The sequence below is a fragment of the Rhizobium sp. BT03 genome, from assembly GCF_030053155.1.
In the GTDB taxonomy this organism is placed as follows: domain Bacteria; phylum Pseudomonadota; class Alphaproteobacteria; order Rhizobiales; family Rhizobiaceae; genus Rhizobium.
Genome location: NZ_CP125640.1, coordinates 3,595,246 through 3,610,418 on the forward strand (window position 1 = coordinate 3,595,246; position 15,173 = coordinate 3,610,418).

The 15,173-nt window shown below is 62.8% G+C and carries 14 protein-coding genes; 7 read left to right on the forward strand and 7 right to left on the reverse strand.

The window, feature by feature from the left end; genetic code table 11:
• The first annotated feature begins 55 nt into the window (after nt 1-55).
• Entirely contained in the window at nt 56-1,537 is a 1,482-nt protein-coding gene (locus QMO80_RS17495; RefSeq protein WP_283197655.1) for a lipopolysaccharide biosynthesis protein, read from the forward strand.
• Between the two features lie 51 nt (nt 1,538-1,588).
• Entirely contained in the window at nt 1,589-2,416 is an 828-nt protein-coding gene (locus QMO80_RS17500; protein WP_283197656.1) for a glycoside hydrolase family 16 protein, read from the forward strand.
• Between the two features lie 26 nt (nt 2,417-2,442).
• Here QMO80_RS17500 and QMO80_RS17505 read toward each other — a convergent pair whose 3' ends face one another.
• The 6 genes from QMO80_RS17505 to QMO80_RS17530 all read right to left on the reverse strand — a co-directional run bounded on the left by QMO80_RS17505 (nt 2,443) and on the right by QMO80_RS17530 (nt 8,509).
• On the reverse strand, nt 2,443-3,522 hold the full coding sequence (locus tag QMO80_RS17505) for an ABC transporter ATP-binding protein (protein WP_283197657.1): 1,080 nt from the start codon (nt 3,520-3,522) through the stop codon (nt 2,443-2,445).
• On the reverse strand, nt 3,519-4,448 hold the full coding sequence (locus tag QMO80_RS17510; protein ID WP_283197658.1) for a PfkB family carbohydrate kinase: 930 nt from the start codon (nt 4,446-4,448) through the stop codon (nt 3,519-3,521). Before QMO80_RS17510 ends, QMO80_RS17505 begins: the two co-directional genes overlap by 4 nt.
• Nucleotides 4,449-5,471, reverse strand: a complete 1,023-nt coding sequence (locus QMO80_RS17515; protein ID WP_283197659.1) for an SIS domain-containing protein — start codon at nt 5,469-5,471, stop codon at nt 4,449-4,451.
• Complete coding sequence (locus QMO80_RS17520) at nt 5,468-6,313, reverse strand: carbohydrate ABC transporter permease (RefSeq protein ID WP_283197660.1); 846 nt, start codon at nt 6,311-6,313, stop codon at nt 5,468-5,470. Before QMO80_RS17520 ends, QMO80_RS17515 begins: the two co-directional genes overlap by 4 nt.
• A complete protein-coding gene (locus QMO80_RS17525) occupies nt 6,313-7,197 on the reverse strand; it encodes a carbohydrate ABC transporter permease (RefSeq protein ID WP_283197661.1) in 885 nt (294 codons plus the stop codon). Before QMO80_RS17525 ends, QMO80_RS17520 begins: the two co-directional genes overlap by 1 nt.
• A 73-nt stretch (nt 7,198-7,270) precedes the next feature.
• Nucleotides 7,271-8,509 (reverse strand): extracellular solute-binding protein, encoded by a 1,239-nt coding sequence (locus tag QMO80_RS17530; RefSeq protein ID WP_283197662.1) that lies wholly within the window; start codon nt 8,507-8,509, stop codon nt 7,271-7,273.
• A gap of 192 nt (nt 8,510-8,701) precedes the next feature.
• On the opposite strand from QMO80_RS17530, the gene QMO80_RS17535 reads away from it, so the two are divergent.
• The 5 genes from QMO80_RS17535 to QMO80_RS17555 all read left to right on the forward strand — a co-directional run bounded on the left by QMO80_RS17535 (nt 8,702) and on the right by QMO80_RS17555 (nt 14,682).
• Complete coding sequence (locus QMO80_RS17535) at nt 8,702-9,907, forward strand: ROK family transcriptional regulator (protein ID WP_283197663.1); 1,206 nt, start codon at nt 8,702-8,704, stop codon at nt 9,905-9,907.
• Between the two features lie 363 nt (nt 9,908-10,270).
• A complete protein-coding gene (locus QMO80_RS17540) occupies nt 10,271-11,626 on the forward strand; it encodes an extracellular solute-binding protein (RefSeq protein ID WP_283197664.1) in 1,356 nt (451 codons plus the stop codon).
• Nucleotides 11,627-11,750: 124 nt separating this feature from the next.
• On the forward strand, nt 11,751-12,635 hold the full coding sequence (locus QMO80_RS17545) for a carbohydrate ABC transporter permease (RefSeq protein ID WP_283197665.1): 885 nt from the start codon (nt 11,751-11,753) through the stop codon (nt 12,633-12,635).
• 10 nt (nt 12,636-12,645) lie between these two features.
• On the forward strand, nt 12,646-13,560 hold the full coding sequence (locus QMO80_RS17550; protein WP_283197666.1) for an ABC transporter permease subunit: 915 nt from the start codon (nt 12,646-12,648) through the stop codon (nt 13,558-13,560).
• Nucleotides 13,561-13,572: 12 nt separating this feature from the next.
• A complete protein-coding gene (locus QMO80_RS17555) occupies nt 13,573-14,682 on the forward strand; it encodes a sn-glycerol-3-phosphate import ATP-binding protein UgpC (RefSeq protein WP_283197667.1) in 1,110 nt (369 codons plus the stop codon).
• A 15-nt stretch (nt 14,683-14,697) separates the two neighbouring features.
• Here the strand turns inward: QMO80_RS17555 and QMO80_RS17560 are convergent, their stop codons facing one another.
• The gene (locus QMO80_RS17560; protein WP_283197668.1) at nt 14,698-15,171 is read right to left on the reverse strand and encodes a cupin domain-containing protein; all 474 of its coding nucleotides are present in this window, start codon (nt 15,169-15,171) and stop codon (nt 14,698-14,700) included.
• Nucleotides 15,172-15,173 lie beyond the last annotated feature (2 nt).

A 15,173-nucleotide genomic window follows, 5' to 3' on the forward strand; every position in this document is an offset into this window, starting at 1 on the left:
CCGCGCCCCGACCGAAACCGTCTCAACCTCTCGACGAGGAATAGATAAGCAGATCATGTCAAGCGTATCTCAGCGGACGGCGACGGCGAGCATCTGGACCATCAGTGGAAAATTCCTCGCGCGGATGCTCGATTTCGTCAGCCTCCTTGTCCTGGCAAGGCTGCTGAGCCCTGCGGATTTCGGCCTGGTCGCCATCGCGACGTCGGTCCTGGTCATCGTCGAGGCGGTCCTGGACCTGCCGTTGACGCAGGCGCTGATGCGTCAATCGTCGCCTTCGGACGAGATGTTCGCCACGGCCTTCACTCTCAGCCTGCTGAGGGGGCTCGCCATCAGCCTGCTGATGATGACCATCTCCTGGCCAATGGCGCTCATTTACGACGATTCCCGGCTTTTCGCCCTTGTCGCCGTTCTGTCGATCGCGCCTGCCATGCGCAGCATGATCAGCCCGCGCATGGTTCTTTTCATGCAGCGGTTCGATTTCAAACGCGAATTCGCGCTCGATCTCATCGCCAAGGGATCGACATTGCTGTTCGGGGTGGGTGTAGCTGTGGCGACAGGCAGCTATTGGGGGCTGGCGATCGGAGCGGTCGCCGGCCCGACGGCGGCGATGATCACCTCCTATGTCTTTGCGCCAATGCGACCGACGTTCAGCCTTTCCGAATGGAAGCATTTTCAGGACATGATCAGCTGGAATACCGTGTCGCAGGTGCTGAATTCGATCAATTGGCAGCTGGACCGGCTGCTTCTGCCGCGTTTTACGGGCTTGTCGACGTTCGGCGCCTTCAGCGTCGCCGACAATATCGCGGCTATTCCGTATCAAACCTTTGTCGGACCGTTGCTGCGCCCGCTGATGGCGGCCTTCTCCACGGTCGAAGACCGCCGCAACCTGATTGCCGCCTATCTGAAGGCGACGAATGCAATCACCTTCGTCGCGGCACCCGTTCTCATCGCGCTTGCCCTTCTCGCCGAACCGACCGTGCGTATCCTCGTCGGCGAGAAATGGGCATCGTCGGCGCCGATCCTGCAATGGCTGTGCCTTGTCAGCCTGCTCGGTCTTCCCACGAACATGATGCCGCCATTGGCCATGGTCATGAACAATACCCGTTATGTCGCTCTCAGGATGTTTGTCGAGTTCGCCGTGAGGGTGCCGGTCACCATTCTGGGCATCGCTTATTTTCAGGTGGCGGGGGCGCTCGGCGCGCGGATCGTGGCAGTCCTCGTCGCCTACGGCGCGTCGCTCGTCATTACGCGGCGGCTGATCGGCGCGAGTTTTGCCGCGCAATTGAATTCCTTTTGCCGGCCGCTGGCCGCGAGCCTGCCGATGATCGCCTTCCTGCTCTGGATGGAGCCGATGCTCGTCGCCATGCCCGTCGGTGTCACCCTTATCGTCTGCGTCGCGCTTTGCGGCGGGGTGGCAGCGGGCATTTTCTGGGTTGTCGCCTTGCTGCTGTGGCAGATGGTCGGAAGGCCTGATGGTATCGAAACGATCGTCGTTCAAAGGCTCATGCCGCGACGAAACGGGGTTCTCACTTCATGATCGGGAAAAGTGCAGCGCAATGATTGGTTCGGCGTTTTTAAAGGAGTAACAATGCGTTACGGGATATCTGCCAAAGGGCTCGGTCTGCTCGTCGTTCTCGGTCTGGGGGCGTTGCCCGGCCGGCCCAGCGTGGCCCAGGAACCGCTCAATATCGATGCATACCAGCTGACATTCGAGGAGAGTTTCGACAGCCTCGACGTTTCGGCCTGGGGAGAGAAAAGCTCACGCTGGATCGCCCATACGCCTTGGAATGGCGATTTCGGTGATGCCCGCTTCACCGATCCGGCTCCCGGCTTTCCGTTTACCACCGACCAGGGAATTCTGAAGATCGAAGCGCGCAAGGAGGCCGATGGCACCTGGCGCTCGGGCTTGCTGTCGTCGGTGAACCCGAAGGGCGAAGGTTTCTCGCAGCAGTTCGGCTATTTCGAAGCACGGATGAAGCTGCCGCCGGGCAAGGGCGTCTGGCCGGCCTTCTGGCTGATCGGGCTCGACCGGTCGAAATACACCGCCGAAATCGACGTGCTGGAATATTACGGCCGCGCGCCCTACGAATTCAGCATGGGTTTTCATATCTGGCGTCAGAGCCAGGGCGGCCAGAACTCGACCGGCGGCTATTGGAAAACGGTCGAGGACGGAATCTTAAACAGCGAGTATCATACCTACGGCGTCGATATCCAAGCCGACAAGACCACCTTCTATCTGGATCGCCAGTACCTCTGGAGCTTCGACACGCCGAAGGAGTTTCACATGCCGTTTTATCCGCTGGTCAATCTGGCGCTCGGCTCGGGATGGCCGATCGATGAAACGCCGAACCCTTCCATTCTGCTCGTCGACTATATCCATGTTTACAAGCGAAAGCCTGCCGACGCGGCGAATTGAACGACAGCTCACGGCGTCCGACCGGCCTATTGTGTGCGGCGGCAGCTGAGACCCGTTTCCGGGTCGAAGAGATGCATTGCCTCCTCGTCGAAGAAGAGGGTCAGTTTTTCGTTGTCGCCGATCGGCGTGCGCGGCGGCAGGCAGGCCATCAGCCGCTGATTTCCGGCAAAGGCGGTGACGACCAGTTCGGGGCCGGTCAGTTCCGAAACCTCCGCGGTTGCCTCGATCGATAGGCCGACGCCGTCGGTGCGAAGCGCCTCGGGACGGATGCCGAGGACGAGATCGCGGCCGTTGCCGGCCGCATCGCGGAAACGGGCGGGCAGGGGCAGAGTGGCATCGGAACCTGCAATCGCGAGCCGGCCATCGCGCACTGTCGCCTTCAGCAGGTTCATCGGCGGGGCGCCGACGAAGGTGGCGACATAGAGCGTTGCCGGATGGTTGTAGATCTCCTCGGGCGTGCCGAGCTGCTCGATGCGGCCGTCGCGCATGACGGCGATGCGGCTTGCCAGCGTCATCGCCTCGATCTGGTCATGGGTGACATAGACGACCGTGGTCTTCAGCATCTGGTGCAGCCGCTTGATCTCGGTGCGCATCTCCATGCGCAGCTTGGCGTCGAGATTGGAAAGCGGCTCGTCGAAGAGGAAGACCTCCGGCTTGCGCACCAGCGCCCGGCCGATCGCGACGCGCTGGCGCTGGCCGCCGGAGAGCTGGCTCGGCTTGCGGTCGAGGAGATTTTCGATCTGCAGGAGCTTGGCGGCGTCGCGCACCGCCTTGTCGCGATCGGGCGCCGGCACTTTTCGCATTTCCAGGCCGAAACCGATGTTCCGCTGCACCGTCAGATTGGGATAGAGCGCATAGGATTGAAAAACCATGGCGATGTCGCGGTCCTTCGGATGCACGCCGAGCACCGACCGCCCGCCGATCCTGACATCGCCGCTGGTTGCCTCGGCAAGGCCGGCGATGATGTTGAGCAGCGTGGACTTGCCGCAGCCCGACGAGCCGAGCAGCACGAGGAACTCACCGCTTTCCAGGGAAATGTCGATGCCTTTCAGCGTCTCCACCTCGCCATAGGTCTTGCGGATGTTTTGGATGCTGAGCGCGCTCATGACACGGGCTCCTGAGGAGACGATGGCTCGCCATAGCTGCGGGGAAGGGTGGAGATGGCGCGCGAGGCGACCTCGGTCCCCGCTCTCAGGCAGGAAACCAGAGGTTCATCCTTTGCGAGCGCGGCGAGGAAACCGGCGTTGAAGACATCGCCGGCGCCGATCGTATCGACGACCTTGACGACGGGCGCGGCCGCCGACACCGAGAGGCCATCCGGCCCGATCGCGACGGCGCCGTCCGGGCCGCGCTTGACGACGACGATCGCGCCTTCCGGCATATGCGACCTGATCTCACGGGCGGCCTCGATCGGATCGTTGACGCCGGCAAGCGTCGTCGTCTCGACCTCGTTCAGGAGGGCGATGCCGCTGCGGGAAAGCCAGGCGCGGGCGGCATCGCAATTTTTTTCGGTCCAGCCGTCGAGCGGCCAGCCGGTATCGAGCGCGACGGTGATGTCGTGGCTGTCGGCCCAGTCGAAGAAGGCGTCATATTCGCTCGCCAGGTCGTCGGTCAGAAAGCCGCCGCAGAGAAGCGCGTAACCGCCGCGCAGCCTTTCGCCGTCGATGACCGCGAAGACGTCCGCGAGGCTGAAGCGTGGCAGATGGCCGGTCGTCGTGAAGAAGGTGCGCTCGCCGTCCGGATGGGTGATGCCGACGGAAAGCGTCGTTCTCTCGGGGCGCACCGGCCAATTTCTGGAACGATGACCGAAGGCTTCCGCCAGCCAGCGGCCGAACTGGTCGCTGCCGATATTGGCGGCAATCTCGAATTCGATGCCGAGCGCCTGCCAGGCGAGCGCACTGTTGCCGGCCGATCCGCCGACCCTGAGCTCGTCATGATCGACGATGATTTCCGTCCCGGCTTTCGGCCAGGGGGCGGCCGGTCCGAGGATGAGATCGACATTGACGTTGCCGATGACTGCAAGCGGCCGCATTCATTCACTCCGGGTAATCTTGGTGGACCGGACAGGCGTTCCGGCATTCTCCACGCGGGCGTCGGCGAAGGCGATCATCAGCCGCTGGGCAACCGGCAGCATGGCGAAGATCGCCGCGAGGCCCGTCGCCGGGGCAAAACGGATCGTCACCGCCCCGGCGACCGCGGCTTCGTTCGAGGCGTCGAACAGGACGACAGGCGCGCCGGTCTCGACGGCGGAGACCGCCATGGCGGTGACGAGGCCTGATGTCCCGTCCAGGCCGCGGAACAGCACGAGGCCGATCTCCGGTCCCAGCATCTCCATCGGACCATGGCGCAGCTGGCCGCCTTCGAGAGAAAAGCAGGGGCGGCGCGAAAGCTCCGCCAGCCCGAGGGCCAAAGCCTCGGCGACGCCTTGCAGGCGGCGGCCGGAGGTGACGACGGTCGAGACGGTTTCGAGTGCGGCAAGCGCCGCTGAGACGTCATGGTCTTCGGGCGTCTTGAGGACGGCAAGTGCGCCCGTGGGATCTTCACCGAGAGCGGCCAAGATCGCGAGATGCAGGGCGAAGGTCACGGTCAGGCTGCGGGTAGCGGCGAAGGCGAGTTCGGTGCCGCCGCTGCCGATCAGTGAGGGGGCGGTTCTGGCGAGGAAGGAACTGCCTTCGAGCGTCAGGCCGAAGGTCTCCTGCGTGCCGCCGGTCTCGTTGAACCAGCGCACCACTTCAGCGCTCTCGCCGGATTGCGAGGTGACGAAGATTGTCTTGCCGGCGATCGGCAGCGGCTGGCCGAGCTGCTCGGAGAGCGGCAGGGCGACGGCCTCGATGCCGAGGGCGCGGTAGAGCGGCTCGACGGCGCGGTTGACCGCATGCGAGCCGCCCATGCCGATCAAAAGTAGCCGTCCGGTCTTCTTCAGCGAGGCGGCAGCTCTTGCCGCCATGGGGGCGGCGGCTTCATAAGAGGCGATCGCATCGGCGTGCTGGCGCGCCATTTCGCGATCGATCGCCGCAAGTCCGGCCGGCCGGATTCTGTCTGTTGTCATCGTCATCCCTTGACGCCGCCGCTGGTAAGCCCTGAAATCAGGGCGCGTTGCATGACGAGACCGATCAGCACCGGGGGCAGGGCGGCGAGCACGCCTGCCGTGGCGATCAGTCCGTAATCGGAAACGCGCCCGCCGGCGAGATCGGCAATGGCGACGGTCAGCGTCTTGGCGCGCTGGTCCGAGGTGAAGAGCAGCGCATAGAAGAATTCATCCCAGGCAAGCAGGAATGCGAAGAGGCTCGATGTCGCGACCACAGGGGCGGCGAGCGGCAGCGTGATGATCCTCAGCGTCTGGAACAGGCCGGCGCCGTCGATCATCGCGGCGGATTCGATCTCGCGCGGGATGGAATCGAAGCCGGATTTCATCAGCCAGGTGGTGAAGGGCGCCAGGATGGTGAGATAGACCAAGGCAAGGCCGAAGACGTTGTTCAGCATGCCGAGATGAGAAAGCCCCATATAGAGCGGCACGGCGAGCGCCACCGGCGGCAGCATATAGGTGGCGATCACCATCGACAGCGACCACCCCACCGAGGGCGTGCGCGACACGGCCCAGCCGGCCGGAATGGCGAGCGCGATGGCGGCGATCGTCGCCATGCCCGCCACCTCGATGCTGTTGCGCAGCGACGAGGTGAAGGCGGCGCCGGCACTGTTCTCCAGCGTCGAAAGCAGCACGGCGTAACGGGAGAAATCCGCTGTCTGCGGCCACCAGCGCAGCGGCTTTGCGGCAAGGTCGGCGGCCGGCGAGATGCTCATGATGAAGAGCCACAGGATCGGCGCCAGGATGACGGCGGCAAGCAGCAGCGCGCAGACATGGATGAAGGCGGAAAAGAGCGGATTTTGGCGTTCCATCAGGCCGCACTCCCGGCGGTCTTGCGCACTAGGGCGGCATAGCCGGCGGCAAGCAGCGTCACCAGCAGCGTGACGATCAGAGCCAGCGATGCGCCGGAGCCCGCCCGCTGGAACGAGAAAGCTTCCTGATAGACGAGGATCGACAGCGTGCGGGTGCTGTTGGCCGGGCCGCCGCGGGTCATGACCCAGATGATGTCGAAGACCTTGAAGGCTTCGATCGTGCGCAGCACCAGCGCCACCATCAGCGGGCCGGCGAGATAGGGCAGGATGACGAAGCGGAAGCGGGCGAAAGCGCCGGCGCCGTCGACCAGAGAGGCGGCGGTGATGTCGCGCGGCACGGCCTGGAGCGCGGCAAGCGCGATCAGCGCCACCAGCGGGAAGTTCTTCCAGCAGTCGGCGACGATGAGGGCCGCCAGCGCCGTGCCCGGCTCGCCGAGCCAGGAGCGATAGGCATCGAGCAGACCAAGCTGCGTCAGCGCGGCGTTGAGCGCACCGTACTCAGGATTGTAGATCAGCCGCCAGAGCGTAGCGTTGACGACGGTCGGCAGCGCCCAGGGCAGGATCATCAAGGCGCGCAGCGCGGTGCGGCCGCGGAACTGCTGGTTCAGCAGGAGGGCGGCAAGCACGCCGATCACCATCTCGGCGGCGACCGAGACGATCGCGAACCATGCTGTGGTGACGAGCGTGCGCTGGAAATTCGATCCGGAGAGCATCTTCACGTAGTTGTCGATGCCGACGAAATTGCCGCCGGTGCCGACGAGCTTGGCATCGGTGAAGGAGAGGCCGACGGTATCGACCAGCGGCCAGCCGATGACCGAGATCATGACCACGAGAAGCGGCAGCATCAACAGCCACGCGCGCGTTGTCAGCCATGTGCCCGACATCGAGGCGACCCTTTTTCATTCTTAGGTTATCGAGCCGGGCGACGACAGGCGCCGCCCGGGGTTCATGCCGGGCTCAGAGGCCGCTGTTGTCGGCGGCCGACTTCAGTGCGTCCTCAGGCGTCGACTGGCCAAGCAGCGATTCCTGGATCGCCTGCTGCAGCGCCGTCGAAAGTTCCTGATATTTCGGCGTCGTCGGGCGCGGATACATGGCGGCAAGGCCGACCTTGGCGGCCGAGATCAGCTCTTCCTGGCCCTTGGTAACGGCCGGGTCCGCGTAGGAGGAGGCCCAGATCGGCAGGCTGAGCTTGGCATAGGCGTTCTGTGTCGCCTGCGAGGTCATGAAGGTGATGTATTTCCAGGCCTCGTCGGGATGTTTGCTGGCGGAGGTGATGCCGAGGCCCATGGAGCCGTTGACGGCCGAAGCCTCGCTCTTGCCGGCGACACCCGGCGCCGGCACGACGCCGACCTTGCCCGCGACCTTGCTGTCCTTCGGGTCGTTGGCCATGTTGTACATGTAGGTCCAGTTCAGCGCGAAAGCGGCATCGCCGTTTTCGAAGACTTTGCGGACGTCCTCTTCCAGGAACTCCTTGGAGTTCGGATTGGTCAGGCCGGAGGCATAGCTCCCGACCATGTATTTCAGGGCGTCGAGGCCGCCACCGGTCTGGAAGGCCGGCTTGCCGTCCTTGAGGAAATCGCCGCCATAGGCGCTGACGAGGGTGGTGTAGTCGCAGATCGCCGCTTCGGCCTGCGACCAGCTCCAGGCGATCGGGGTGGCGAGCAGACCCTTGTCCTTGATGGTCTTGGCCTGCTCGGTCAGCTCGTCCCAGGTCTTCGGCGGCGCCTTGATGCCGGCCTTTTCGAGGATTTCCTTGTTGTAGAACAGGTATTTGGTATCGAGGATCCACGGCATGCCGTAATATTTGGCGTCATATTGCACGGTGGTCCAGGCGCCCGGCAGTACGCCTTTCTTCATCTCCTCTGTGATGCGGGAGGAGACGTCGACCAGCACCTTGTTGGTGGCATATTCGGCCGGCCAGATGACGTCGAAGAGCACGACGTCGTAACCGCCGCCGGAACCCTGCGCCAGCACGGTCTTGTCGTGCAGGCCTTCATAGGGGACGAATTCGAGATTGACCTTGATATCAGGGTTCGCCTTGGCGAAGGCATCGGTCATGGCGCGCACATCGGCCTCGCTGTAAGCGGCCTGCGCCATGAAAAGCGCGTTCAGCGTCGTCTCGGCGAAAGCGTGCGGTGCAAGAGATGCGCCGATCAAAGCCGCACCCAGAAGCGTCTTGGTAAAGGATTTCAGCATTGCAGCCTCCAGTTTTTGACATTTGCGCATTGCCGAGGGCCTGCGCCATCGGTGTCGAGAAATCGTCTCGGAGCGTCGTCGGAGCCGTTGTCGGCGTCCTGCGTTCCCTGGAACTCTCCGGTCCCTTATTAAGTCAATTGTCTTGACTTATTACTTCTTCAACATTCTACTGGAGTCAAGAGGCAATTGCACATGAATGACAGCAGGCCGATCCGGGCCAAGAGCGGCACCAATCACGAAGGCACCAGCGCGCATAACCGGCGCGTGATGATCGATGCCTTGAGGATCAATGGTCAGCTTTCACGGGCCGATCTGGCGCGGGCGACATGGCTGACCAAGCAAACGGTGTCCAATATCATCGAGGAACTCGAGCGTGATGGGCTCGTCCGCTCGCAGGAGCCGGTGCGCAAGGGCAGGGGGCAGCCTTCGACGCCCTACCGGCTGGTGCCCGAAGGCGCCTTCGCGATCGGCCTGCAGATCGATCGGCATGTGACGCGGGCGGTCGCCGTCGATCTCATCGGCAGCGTTCTCGTGCGCGCAGAAGCCGGCCTTCCGCCCGGAGGCCCGTCGACGGGAACAAAGGTCATCCTCGATCTCGTCGCCGATGTTCGTTCCAGGCTTGCCGGCATCGTCCAGCAGTCGGAAAAGCGGCTGGTCGGCCTCGGTGCCGCCATGCCGGGACCCTTCGGGGTCGCCGGCAGCGGCGACGATCCGTGGATGATGGAGGCCTGGCAGAAGTTTCCGCTGTTGGAAACGCTGACGGCCGGCACCGGGCTCGATGTCGGCCTGCAGAACGATGCCGCGGCGGCGGCGACTGCCGAGCGCATGGTGGGAGCCGCCCATGGCCTTGATCATGCCGTCTGCCTTTTCGTCGGCTACGGCATCGGTGCCGGCATCATTCTGAATGGCGAGCTCTACCGGGGCGCCAACGGCAATGCCGGTGAGATCGGCATGGCGCTGCTGTTTGCCGACGGCAAATCGACGCCGCTCGAACATCGCGCTTCGCTCGCCTCGCTCTATCAGCATCTCGCGGCCGATCCCGCCGACCCTAACCTGCATGCACGCATCAACGACCTTGCCTCAAAGGGCGATCAAAGCATCGAGACCTGGGTCGAGGCGGCGGCGGTGGACCTGCGCTGGAGCATCCATCTCATTGAAACGGTCTTCGATCCGCAGACCGTGATCCTCTGCGGCAGCGCGCCGGAAGCGCTGGTGAACAAGTTGATAGCCGCCATCGGCCCGCTGCTGCCCTCGATCGCCGAACGACCCGGCCGCATGCTGCCGCGCCTGCAGCCCGGCATGGCCGATCCCTGGTCGGTGGCGATCGGCGCTGCCGCCGGACCGATCAGCCGTGCATTCGATCCCCGGTTCGCTGCAATTTTGAAGGATTTCCTCTAATTTCAGAGCTAAAACCAGGCGTTGCACACCAGTGCAATGGCGGGGAGATAGTCGGTTTTGCAAGTTTTCATGCGCCCGTATCTCCGAATAAGGATGCTGCGTTGCAATATAGGCAAATATTGAAAACCCTTGAAATTCATAAATATTCGCATACAAATATAATTGTTCGGCAGTGCGCTGGGGAGGCTGGCGGGGCTTCTCTAAATATAGCCTCGGCTGCGGCAAATAATATCCGAATGAAGGTTTTGTGACGGCACGATTTCGATCGTTTCATGTCATGTAATATTCATTGGCCGCGGCAATATGGACCAGTTAATAGGGCGTGCGCCGAAAGTGCGCGTCCCTTTTACGTTCGAGGTTCTCATGCAATCCAAGCTTCTCGGCGCCGTTGGCGCCCTTCTCGCCACAGCGTTTCTTGCCGGTCCCGCTGCCGCCGCCGAAAAGACCAAGATTGACTTCTGGTTCGGCAATTCCGGTGACATCGCAAAGCGTGTCCAGGAACAGTGCGATCGCTTCAATCAGTCGCAGGCCGATTACGAAGTCGTCTGCACCAGCCAGGGCAGCTACGACGCTTCCCTGCAGAACACGATCGCCGCCTTCCGCGCCGGCAAGCAGCCGACCATCGCGCAGGTCTCCGACGCCGGCACGCTCGATATCATGCTTTCCGGCGCCTACTACCCGGCCAATCAGCTGATGACCGACATGGGTTACACCGTCGACTGGAAAGATTATTTCTCCGGCATCGCAAACTATTATGCGACGTCGAAGGGCGAGATGTATTCCTTCCCCTTCAACTCCTCGACCGCACTGCTCTACTGGAACAAGGATGCCTTCGCCAAGATCGGCAAGGACCATGCTCCGGCCACCTGGCAGGAAGCCGGCGAAGATTTCAAGGCTCTGAAGGATGCCGGTTATGCCTGCCCGCTCGCCTTCGACATCTCCAGCAACGAAGTCTGGCAGTACGTCGAGCAGTTCGAAGCCGTCAACGGCGAAGCGATCGCAACGAAGAAGAACGGCTTTGAAGGCCTCGATGCCGAGCTGACCTACAACAAGAACCCGCTGCTGGTCAGCTACATCAAGGACCTCAAGTCCTGGTACGACAACAAACTTGCCTTCATCAAGAACAAGGCCGTCGGCCAGACCTTCGTCGAAGCCTTCGCCGCCGGCGATTGCCAGGTCATCCTCACCTCGGTCGGCGACCACGGCAATATCGGCCGCACCGCCAAGCAGGGCATGAACTGGGGCGTCGCCATGCTCCCGACCTATGGCACTGCGACCCGCCACAGCTCCTATGTCGGCGGCGCTTCGCTCTGGGTTTTGAAGGGGCATACCGACGCCGAATACAAGGCTGCCGCTGCCTTCTTCAACTTCATCGCCAAGCCGGAAGAAGCCCTCACCTGGTCGACCGTGACCGGCTATATCCCGGTTCGCAACTCCGGCTTCGAATATCTGAAGAAGCAGGGCTTCTACGACAAGGCACCGTACGCCGGCCGCGAACTCGCCATCCAGAGCCTGACCGCATCGCCCGCCGACGATACGGCGCCGCACGGCATCCGCCTCGGCGGTCTGCTGCAGGTTCGCACCGAGCTCGCCAACGGCCTGCAGGCTATCTTCGTCAACAATGCCGACGTCCAGGCTTCGCTCGACGGCGCTGCCGAACGCGGCAACCAGCTGCTGCGCCGCTTCCAGCAGACCTACAAGAACGTTCAGCTCCCCTGATCGGCTGGTATCAGCCGCACCCGGCCCGCTTGCGCGCGCCGGGTGCGTCTCTGCAAGCTTTCTCATCGGTCGCGGATGCGAACTGCCGCCGCGCCTAAACCAATCATGGCGAAAACGACCACTCATGGAAAAGCGCGTCACTTTCTCCTCGACGACGATCGGACTGCTCTTCGCATTTCCGATGCTGCTGCTGATCTTCGTCTTCTTCTACTGGCCGAGTGCGCAGGCGCTCTATTGGGCGTTCACGCTCGAGCAGCCATGGGGCGGCGGCAATGCGTGGGTCGGTTTCGACAATTTCAAGCAGCTGCTCAGCGATCCGATCTATTGGGAGTCGATCACCCGCAGCATGATCTTCGGCTTCAGCTCGACCGCCATTGCCATGGGGATGGCGCTCATCCTGGCGCTGTTGACGGATCGTGAACTGCGCGGCCACAAAATCTACCGGTCGGTCTTCGTCTGGCCTTACGCGATTGCCGCGCCCGCCCTCGGACTCGCCTTCCGCTTCATTCTGGCGCCGGAGGCCGGCCTCCTGTCGGTCATCAACCATGTCTGGCCCGGCCTGTGGAACCCGGCGCTCGACGGCAAGGACGCGATGATTGCCGTCATCATCGCCTTTTCCTGGAAATATATCGGCTATAATTTCATCTTCTTCCTCTCGGCCCTTCAGGGGATTCCGCGCTCGCTGATCGAGGCGGCCGCCATGGACGGCTCCGGGCCGCTGCGCCGCATGTGGGATCTCCAGCTGCCGCTGCTGACGCCGACATTGTTTTTCCTACTCGTCATCAACATCACCGAAAGCTTCCAGGATTCCTTCGGCATCGTCGACGTCATGACCCAGGGCGGACCGGCGCGCGCGACTGAGCTCATGGTCTACAAGATCTATTTCGACGGTTTCAGGGGGCTCGATTATTCGGGCGCTGCCGCCCAGTCGATCATCCTGATGGCGCTCGTTGTTCTTCTCACCATCTTCCAGTTCCGCTTCATCGAGCGGCGCGTGCACTACAAGTGAGGTCGCGGACATGATCGAACGCACGCCGATATTCAACTTCATCTGCTATACCATTCTCGCGCTCGGCATGGTGATCGCGCTTCTGCCATTCGTCATCGTCATCATCGCATCGACGCTCGATCTGGAGACGGTCAATCGCGTGCCGCTGCCGCTGACCCCGGGTTCGCATTTCTGGGAAAATGCGCAGGCTGCCTGGACCCGCGCCGATCTCGGCAACAAGTTGATCCACAGCATCATCTTCGCCACTGCGGTCGGCGCCGGCAAGGTCATCCTTTCGGCCATGGCCGCCTTCTCGATCGTCTACTTCCGCTTCCGCGGCCGGCACCTGATCTTCTGGATCATCTTCATCACGCTGATGCTGCCGCTGGAAGTGCGCATCGTGCCGACCTATTCGATTGCCGCCAACGCGCTGCAGCCTTTCCAGACGATCCTCGATATCACCGGAATCACCGCGCTGGTCGCCTGGGTGTCCGGCATTCAGATCAAGCTCGAATGGGGCCTTTTGAATTCCTATACCGGCCTCGTGGCGCCGCTCGTCGCCACCGCGACCGGCACCTTCCTTTACCGCCAGTTCTACCTGACGGTTCCGGACGAGCTTGCCGAGGCGACGAAGATGGATGGCGCCGGCGCCGTCCGCTTCTTCATCGACATCCTGCTGCCGCTGTCGCGCTCGAACATGATCGCGCTGTTCACCATCATGTTCGTCTGGGCCTGGAACCAGTATCTCTGGCCGCTGCTCGTCACCACCGATCCGAATATCGGAATTGCGGTGACCCAGCTCAAGACCCTCATCCCGTCCGAATTCGGCCTGCCGGACTGGAACGTCGCCATGGCCGGTACACTTATCATCATGTCGCCGCCGTTGCTGCTCGTCATCCTGATGCAGCGCTGGTTCGTGCGCGGCCTTATCTCCACCGAGAAGTGAAGGAGCAGTCCTGTGGCACCGATCTCAATCCGTGATGTGAAGAAAAGCTACGGCAAGCAACCCGTCGTTCACGGCGTCGACCTGGAGATTCAGTCCGGCGAATTCATCGTCATCCTCGGTCCGTCCGGCTGCGGCAAGTCCACGCTGCTGCGCATGATCGCCGGCCTCGAGGAAATCAGCGGCGGCGACATTGCCATCGACGGGCGCGTCGTCAACCAGCTGGAGCCGCGCGAGCGCGGCTGCGCCATGGTGTTCCAGAACTATGCGCTCTATCCGCACATGACGGTCGCGGAGAATATCGGTTATGCCTTGAAGGTGGCCGGTGTGGCGAAGGCCGAGCGCAGCCGCCGCGTCGCCGAGGTTGCCAAGGCGCTCAGCCTCGAACCCTTCCTCGACCGCCGGCCGGCCGCTCTTTCCGGCGGCCAGCGCCAGCGCGTCGCCATGGGGCGCGCGATGATCCGCGAACCGAAGGTGTTCCTCTTCGACGAGCCGCTGTCGAACCTCGACGCCAAGCTGCGCATCGCCATGCGCGCCGAAATCCGCCGCCTGCATCGCCGTCTCGGCGCCACCTCGATCTTCGTCACCCATGATCAGACCGAGGCGATGACGCTGGCCGACCGGCTGGTGGTGATGAACGGCGGTAGGGTCGAGCAGGTCGGCACGCCGGAGGAGGTCTATCATCATCCGGTGTCGCGTTTCGTCGCCGGCTTCGTCGGCACGCCGGCGATGAACCTGCTCGAAGGCACGATCAACGATGAAGGCGTGTTCGTCTACGACCAGAGCCGCAAGGTCGCGCTGCCGCACGAACGCGCCGCATCGCTGAAAGGCAAACGCGTCGTGCTCGGCATGCGCGCCGAGGCCGCCCGTCTGGTGGCGCCGGATGCGCCCGGGGCCTTGGTGGCAACGGCCGACTTCATCGAGGAGCTCGGTGCGAGCCGTGTCGTCCATGCCGATTTCGACGGGCTGCCCTTCGCCGTGGCGTTGACCGAGGCCGTGACCGTGAAGTCGGGTGATCCGATCGGCATCGCGATCGATCACAACGCGATCCACCTTTATGCCGCCGATACAGGCCGGATCATCGAAAACCCTGAGATGAGCGGGGCGGATACGGTTCACGCCTGACGGCGTCGGTATGCATCAGCGATGGATCGGGTCGATCCAGGGCACGTTTTCCGGCTTTTCCACCGGTTCGATATCGAGATTGACGACAACAGGTTCCTGGCCTGAGCGGACGAGCACGCATTCCAGCGTCTCGTCGCGGCTGGCATTGATTTCCTGGTGCGGCACATAGGGCGGGACATAGATGAAGTCGCCGGGGCCGGCCTCGGCGGTAAATTCCAGATGCTCGCCCCAGCGCATGCGGGCCTTGCCTTTGACGACGTAGATGATGCTTTCGAGATCGCCGTGATGATGCGCGCCGGTCTTGGCGTTGGCATGTATCGTCACGGTGCCGGCCCAGATCTTCTCGGCGCCGGCGCGCGCATTGTTGATGGCGGTGGCGCGGTTCATGCCCGGCGTCTGCGCGGTGCTGGGATCGAGCGAATTGCCGGGAATGACCTTGACGCCATGTTCCCGCCAATCGATGTGAGAATGCTCGTGGTCGTCGCTCATGC

Coding starts and splice junctions, on each gene's coding strand:
- QMO80_RS17495 (WP_283197655.1), top strand. CDS start 56: ATGTCAAGCGTATCTCAGCGGACGGCGACGGCGAGCATCTGGACCATC.
- QMO80_RS17500 (WP_283197656.1), top strand. CDS start 1,589: ATGCGTTACGGGATATCTGCCAAAGGGCTCGGTCTGCTCGTCGTTCTC.
- QMO80_RS17505 (WP_283197657.1), bottom strand. CDS start 3,522: ATGAGCGCGCTCAGCATCCAAAACATCCGCAAGACCTATGGCGAGGTG.
- QMO80_RS17510 (WP_283197658.1), bottom strand. CDS start 4,448: ATGCGGCCGCTTGCAGTCATCGGCAACGTCAATGTCGATCTCATCCTC.
- QMO80_RS17515 (WP_283197659.1), bottom strand. CDS start 5,471: ATGACGATGACAACAGACAGAATCCGGCCGGCCGGACTTGCGGCGATC.
- QMO80_RS17520 (WP_283197660.1), bottom strand. CDS start 6,313: ATGGAACGCCAAAATCCGCTCTTTTCCGCCTTCATCCATGTCTGCGCG.
- QMO80_RS17525 (WP_283197661.1), bottom strand. CDS start 7,197: ATGTCGGGCACATGGCTGACAACGCGCGCGTGGCTGTTGATGCTGCCG.
- QMO80_RS17530 (WP_283197662.1), bottom strand. CDS start 8,509: ATGCTGAAATCCTTTACCAAGACGCTTCTGGGTGCGGCTTTGATCGGC.
- QMO80_RS17535 (WP_283197663.1), top strand. CDS start 8,702: ATGAATGACAGCAGGCCGATCCGGGCCAAGAGCGGCACCAATCACGAA.
- QMO80_RS17540 (WP_283197664.1), top strand. CDS start 10,271: ATGCAATCCAAGCTTCTCGGCGCCGTTGGCGCCCTTCTCGCCACAGCG.
- QMO80_RS17545 (WP_283197665.1), top strand. CDS start 11,751: ATGGAAAAGCGCGTCACTTTCTCCTCGACGACGATCGGACTGCTCTTC.
- QMO80_RS17550 (WP_283197666.1), top strand. CDS start 12,646: ATGATCGAACGCACGCCGATATTCAACTTCATCTGCTATACCATTCTC.
- QMO80_RS17560 (WP_283197668.1), bottom strand. CDS start 15,171: ATGAGCGACGACCACGAGCATTCTCACATCGATTGGCGGGAACATGGC.